This window comes from Mesorhizobium sp. M0019 (assembly GCF_040323975.1).
GTDB lineage: Bacteria > Pseudomonadota > Alphaproteobacteria > Rhizobiales > Rhizobiaceae > Mesorhizobium.
The window spans coordinates 1-1,382 of sequence record NZ_JAMYVK010000130.1 but is presented as its reverse complement, the minus strand read 5'-3'; the positions used below and the strand labels follow the sequence as shown (position 1 = coordinate 1,382).

Annotated in this window: 2 protein-coding genes; both read right to left on the bottom strand. The window is 65.5% G+C overall.

Features of this window, described 5'->3' with window-relative positions:
* A partial coding sequence (locus NKK47_RS34975; RefSeq protein ID WP_352579924.1) for an S-adenosylmethionine:tRNA ribosyltransferase-isomerase occupies window positions 1–560 on the bottom strand: 560 nt, incomplete at its 3' end.
* Window positions 557–1,279, bottom strand: coding sequence for an SDR family NAD(P)-dependent oxidoreductase (locus tag NKK47_RS34970; protein ID WP_352579923.1), 723 nt, complete (start codon window positions 1,277–1,279; stop codon window positions 557–559). The genes NKK47_RS34970 and NKK47_RS34975, both read right to left, overlap by 4 nt.
* Window positions 1,280–1,382 lie beyond the last annotated feature (103 nt).

Sequence of the window (1,382 nt, the reverse complement as noted above, 5' to 3'; positions counted from 1 at the left end):
CGCCAGTCGAGCGCGAAGCCTGCCGACGGCGCCTCGAACGCGACCGGCCCGGCGGCAATCTTCGTCCAAACATCCCACAGTGCCAACGGCTCGGGAACATGCGCGTATTGGATCGGCCGGCCGTAGTGCGCCAGTCCTGCAAGCACCGCTGCGCGGTTGCCTGGGAAGTGCAACTCGAGAAGGCGTGGATGGTCGAGAAGGCGCTCGACGACGGCGTCAAGCGAGCCGAGCCGGAGGCGATCGCCTGGTGACAGCGGAGGTGGAGGCAGCCGGTCTTCCGTGCGCGTGCGGTGATCGCCCGAGCCGAAGGCAATCGCCACGAAACGGGTTGGATCGGGAAGTGACAGCCAGCCCGCCAGGCGGATCTCGATCGCCTCACCGCTTGGGACATGCGTGCCGTGCAAGCTGGCAGGCAAGGTCGCGGCGTCATTGGCGACGACCAGATCGCCGGGGTTGAACAGCGTCGCGAGTCCAACTCGCGGCCGGTCGCGCATCGAACCGTCCGCCTCGACGACGAACAGCCTGGCGGAGCGCCGATCGGGACGATCGGCGGCAATCATCCATGTGCTCCGGCGAGAAGCGTAGAGCGGACCGGCAACGCGTCGAGCATCTTTTCGATGATCTCGGCAGCTGCCTGCTCGGGGCGCTTCAAGGTCGCCGGATCAGCATCTGGGATCGCGAGCGCGTGCAGTGGGGTGTCCATATCGCCGGGGTCAAGCGCGAGGAGCCGGATGCCGTCTGCTTTCGCCTCCTCGTCCCAAATCGCCGTCAGATGGGCAAGAGCGGCCTTGCTCGCGCCGTATGCTCCCCAGCTGGGATAGGCGTTCACCGCGGCGTCGCTGGAAATGTTGATGACCAGCGCGCCGCGGCCCTCGCGTGCGGACGCGGCAAGCGCACCGAACAGGGCTTTCGTCAGCCGGAAGGCGCCGACGAGATTGACCGCGAGCGCCATTTCCAGCTCCTCGCACTCGGTATCGGCGAGGAGCGCCAGAGGGACAGGGCCGAGGCTCGACGCATTGTTGATCAGGACATCGAGCCCGCCGAGGCTGGCAGTAACCTGCAACGCGATCGGGTAGATGTCCGCCTTCTTGCCGACGTCGCCGACAATGCCGTGCGCGCCCGTCTCATCGGCGATGCGTTCGACATTCGCGGCGGTCCGGGCGACGAAGGCGACGCACGCACCCTGTGCGGCAAGCTGCCGCACAAGCGCCAGTCCGAGGCCGGACGTGCCGCCCGTGACTGCCACGCGAAGTCCCTGAAGTTCGATATTCGTCTGCATTGCCAGTGCTCCTTTAATCCGCATGCCTCTTGCTACAAGTTCAAGTTAACTTGAAGTCAAGCGGGAATTGTGCTTTCGTTCATGCATGGATTCCATGCTGACC

Bases quoted from the DNA above. Each gene is read 5' to 3' on its own strand.
- NKK47_RS34970 (WP_352579923.1), bottom strand. From the start codon at position 1,279: ATGCAGACGAATATCGAACTTCAGGGACTTCGCGTGGCAGTCACGGGC.